The sequence below is a fragment of the Flavobacterium bizetiae genome (assembly GCF_902804475.1).
GTDB lineage: Bacteria > Bacteroidota > Bacteroidia > Flavobacteriales > Flavobacteriaceae > Flavobacterium > Flavobacterium bizetiae.
The window spans coordinates 1-4658 of record NZ_CADCSU010000225.1 but is presented as its reverse complement, the minus strand read 5'-3'; the positions used below and the strand labels follow the sequence as shown (position 1 = coordinate 4658).

The window sequence follows — 4658 nt, the reverse complement described above, 5'->3', positions numbered from 1 at the left end:
ATATTTATCAATCAAAATTTAGTTCATTATTTGTATCAGGTAATTTGATATTTTTTTTAATAAAAAAACATTTAGTATTTTGAAAAAAGCACTTTTAGTACCCTTCGTAGTTTTAATAAATATTCTTTTTACCAATCTCGCATTAGCGCAAAACCAGATAAAATATAAAACCTTTAATCAAATTGATTTTGATAAAAACGCAGTACTTAAGGAGACTTATAACGTATGGAATAACAATAGGACAAATTGGTTTTCAGAATCAAAAGATAGTGCAAAAACATCCTATTTTGTAGATACCAGAAAGTACAAAGGAATTGTGAATTATGGAGTAACCTTTAAAAGTAAAACTTTTAGAGGTTTTCAATTTATAGAACATTTATCGATGTGTTTTTTAAAAATAGAGATAACGAAGTGTAATTTCAACCCTAAAGACAGTATTGCAGAAATAGAAGGTTTTGTTAGCGGAAACAATGATTGGGGTTCGAATGTGTTTATGAGAACTAAAAAAATAAAAGATTATGTTGAGGTATTTCTGGGAGAAAAAAGAGATACGATAAGAGTTTGTTATTTGGGAAACACTGTAAATAAAGATAGTGTAGCAGTAAAATTGCGCAATAAAGAGGCCGATGAATTTACCGTTCTGGATCAATTTCCGGCTTTTTATTTTAAAAATTATCAGCACTACAAAACAAATTTGGCAGAGAAGCAGCCTTTTAAAATAAAAGGAAAAGTTAGCAAGAATACACTTCTTGCATTTGGTTCAGGCGCGTCTTATGCTGAGATTTTCGATTTAGGATCTATGATTTATGATTCAAACAAAAATAGAGGCAAAAAAATAATACAAAGAGAAAATTATGACTGCAAACCTCTGATTACGGCTAATAAACTGGTAGCAGATATTGAAAAAGAGAAAACTCAAAAACAAGAAATCAATTATTATACGTATACGAAAAATGCTGAGAATTATATTCTAACCAGACAGTATGGAAAAGCAAAAGAAGAATATAATTTGCTTGCTCAAAAATATCCCACATTATTTGCAAGAGATATTCATAACGCTATTCGTTGTGCTGTTTTGTCAAGAGATTTTAAAACTGCTTTCTGGTGGGGCGAAAAACTGGCCTTAAAAGGAGTTGAATTACCATATTTTAATGCTAAAATTTTTAACGGAATAAGAAAAAAACCGGAATGGAAAAACTTTAGCGTCAAATACGATTCGGTCTGTAAAAATGCGCAGAGCAAATGGAATTTAAACTTAAAGAATGAATTAACAAATTTGCTCAACGAAGACCAGGCCGATTATGGATTGGAAAATCGAAAGAGTCCAAGAGTATTATACGAAACCACCGAAAGAGTTACCGGAAAGCTGATCGATTTAATAAAAAAAGAAGGATATCCATCTGAAGAAAGAATAGGCAGTCTTGTCGTGAAAGATACTGTTTTGATTTCTTTTCCTGATTTTAATATTTTAATTATTCACGCTTTACAACAAAAACCAGATAATCTTCCTGCGCTAAACGAACTTCTAGATAAATGCAGTAATGCTCTGGAGTATGACAGCAAAAGGCAAATTAATAATATAACAGGAGAAGGATCTTGTTTTCGTATTTATAAAGGCAATTTGTATGGTTTTAAATCGTGCGGAAGAAATGAATTAGAACTTAAAAAAATAATTTTTAAGTTTAACAATCCCAACGGATTTATTATGGAAAACGGAAATTTCGTAATCGAAGCACACGACTCAAAGCATCCGGATGAGGTGGATAATTATTATAAACAGAACTACAATTTAATAATGAAGCTTACAGATGATTGGGAGTTTTATGAGAAATAAGAAAAAATAGATTTTTTATAGTAATATTACAATCAGTTTAAGAGTTTAATTCTTGTTTGATTGCCAAATAGTTATGAGAATAGTTTTATTGATTATGCTTGTATTGCTTACAAGTTCCTGCCGATTAACGCAGCATTACACAAAGTATATTGACGAAAATCAGTATGGCAGATTGCATTTGAAAAAAATGAAGTTTGAAAAAACTTTTACCAAAGAAATGTCGAATAAGATAGAAGCAGATGCGATATATTTTAATTTTTATGAAGATAAAACTATAAATTTTAAAGGATATAACTATATAAGATTTTTTAATTCAGGTCAGTTTGCGCTTTTTGGTAGTAGGACCGAAAGTATTGATATTAATAATATAGAAAAGGCGTATTTAGTGGGATACTATAATATTAAAAACGATTTGCTTTTATTCGAAATTCCGAATACTTCATTTAGTAAAGCAGGAAAAAGAGTAATTAGAAAATTTGTAATTGAAGGTAATAGCTTGAAAGAGAAAAGAAAGCGAAATGAAGGGGAAACAATATTTACCAAAATTACAGTAAAAGACATAAGACCGGTACTTCCTGATTGGTAGTAAATGTGGATATCGGAAATTTTAACCACAGAGAACGCAAAGATTTTTATCTAAGAATACTTCTAAAAAAAAGTTCACAATCCCGAGTTTAAAAAGTCAATTGCAAAAAAAAAAGCTTCAGATTTCTCTGAAGCTTTTTTTGTAGCCCGTAGCGGAATCGAACCGCTCTTACATGGATGAAAACCATGCGTCCTAACCGATAGACGAACGGGCCTGCTTTGTTATTGCGGGTGCAAAACTATAACTAATTTTAAGATACACAATACTTTTTTTGATTTTTTTGGTTCGTTTTTCTAAAATCAGAAAGTTTAGAAATAATTAACCGGAAATATTTTTTGTTAATTAATGTGTATTTGTTTGATTAATAATTGGTTGTTTTATGCGTAAAAGAAGATTTTTTGCTCTTTTACTGAAGTAATTATTTTTAGTAAAAATTGATAATTTTTTGTTTTGAAAGAATATTTTTACGTGTGTTCGTGCGGTTTTTGCGTGTTTTTTAAACAATAGAATAGTAATAATAAACCAACAAAGACAATTTCAATTACAATCCAGGGAACTAAATTTGTTTTCAGAGCTTCTTGTGCCGTTTGGTTTTTCTTGATAAACATTACATTTTTTGAGTCGCCAAACTGAACAACTCTTACATCTAATTTTAGAGGTTTTAAATTATTGTAATCAACGTTTTGAAAATCTTCCTGCTGTGAATCACTTAAATAGGAAAGGAAATCATAAGCATCATCATCAAATAATCCAAAAGATGCTTCCTGATGATTTATTTTACCTTCTATACTAACAGATTTTCTTTTTGAATTCGAACCACTAGTACATTTTTCGACCCTCATGATCTTTGTTTCGTATCCATTAGTAAAATAAGAATACTGTTTGTATCCTGTAAATAGTAAGATAATGGGCAACATCAAAATGTTTAAAACAAGCAGTAAAAAGTATATTCTGTAAATCCTCATTTTTATTTTGTTTCCCTTACTCGTTAAAGACTTTTTTAAATTTAGAATAGTCTTTTAGATTCGTACTTGAAATATGTATTGAATAAAAGGGTAGTAAGTGTTTTTTATACAACCAAATATAACAAAAAAAGCTCCAGATTTCTCTGAAGCTTTGTATTAGTGAAGGGAAGCATTCAATTATCTACCCTTTGTGCAAGTTCTGTAAAGCATCAATCAAATTAAAAATACTTTTGATTATTTATAATGGAAAAATTATACATTTGAAAATAAATAAGGCTTGAAATTATCATGCGTATCTATCCGAATTTGGATGGTTTTGTCGCGGAAATAAATAAGTTGGGTAATGTTTTACAAAAAAATGAAACAAATGAAAATAATATATTCTGTAATATTTCTGACTCTAATTAGTTGTGGAAAATCAACTTCTCAAAATCAAGCTAAAAAGAATCAAATTCCAAAGGAAGAGATAGTTGAACTTGACACAGAAAATAAATATTTGGATTCAATTTGCAAGATAGAAACTAAAAATGCTGAAAAAGATATTAAACAAAATAAATTAACTTATTTCCATTATCTTGGAATGGTAGTGCAATATCGAAGTAATGAGGAAATGAACAAATTACTTTCGAACTATAATATTGGTATCGGTTCTGCTTCTTATTATTGTACAGTTCCAAGCGAACTACAAAATTGTTATGCACATAAAATGCGACAAGAAATAGACAAGCGATATGGAGAAAAATTCATAGATTCTTTACGAACTATTGCTGAAAAACAATATGTAGAAAATAATCTAAATAAAGTTTATGATTTTCAAGAATGCGATACTATATCTAGATATCCAAATGATAAGAACTACAAAGACTTTTTTAAAAATTATAAAAACGATTTTTTTAAAATTGCAAAATATCCGGAAGGTTTTGAATTTAGAAAAGAAAAAGATAAGTATTCTTGGATTTCGGCGGACTTTACATTGCATAAAGATGGTACGGTAACCAATATAGATATTGAATTAAAATTTCAAAATGAAGGAAATTATAAGTACTCATCTTATTACACTAAAAAACTTAAGGAATTCATTTTAAATACAAAATGGATTCCAGCAAAAAGTATGGGTTTGACAGTTACTAGTAAAGTTCCGTTAACAATTCATTTTAAATAAATCAAACACGTAAAAAAAAGCTTCAGATTTCTTTGGAACTTTTTCTCTTAGTAGTGGGAAGCATTCAATTATCTACCCAATTTTTAAAGATTATTAGAGCATTATCACATG

4 protein-coding genes and 1 tRNA gene are annotated in these 4658 nt (G+C 28.9%); 3 read left to right on the top strand and 2 right to left on the bottom strand.

The window, feature by feature from the left end; all coding sequences use genetic code 11:
• Window positions 1-79: 79 nt before the first annotated feature.
• Together FLACOL7796_RS24320 and FLACOL7796_RS24315 are read left to right on the top strand one after the other, a co-directional pair.
• Window positions 80-1834, top strand: a complete 1755-nt coding sequence (locus tag FLACOL7796_RS24320; RefSeq protein WP_173973349.1) for a hypothetical protein — start codon at window positions 80-82, stop codon at window positions 1832-1834.
• Window positions 1835-1907: 73 nt separating this feature from the next.
• Window positions 1908-2420 (top strand): hypothetical protein, encoded by a 513-nt coding sequence (locus FLACOL7796_RS24315; protein ID WP_173973348.1) that lies wholly within the window; start codon window positions 1908-1910, stop codon window positions 2418-2420.
• 142 nt (window positions 2421-2562) lie between these two features.
• On the opposite strand, the gene FLACOL7796_RS24310 is transcribed toward FLACOL7796_RS24315, so the two are convergent.
• Together FLACOL7796_RS24310 and FLACOL7796_RS24305 are read right to left on the bottom strand one after the other, a co-directional pair.
• Window positions 2563-2634, bottom strand: a tRNA-Glu gene (locus FLACOL7796_RS24310).
• Between the two features lie 250 nt (window positions 2635-2884).
• Window positions 2885-3337, bottom strand: a complete 453-nt coding sequence (locus FLACOL7796_RS24305; RefSeq protein WP_173973347.1) for a hypothetical protein — start codon at window positions 3335-3337, stop codon at window positions 2885-2887.
• A gap of 415 nt (window positions 3338-3752) precedes the next feature.
• On the opposite strand from FLACOL7796_RS24305, the gene FLACOL7796_RS24300 reads away from it, so the two are divergent.
• Window positions 3753-4547, top strand: a complete 795-nt coding sequence (locus FLACOL7796_RS24300; protein ID WP_232067447.1) for a hypothetical protein — start codon at window positions 3753-3755, stop codon at window positions 4545-4547.
• The last annotated feature ends 111 nt before the right edge of the window (window positions 4548-4658 follow it).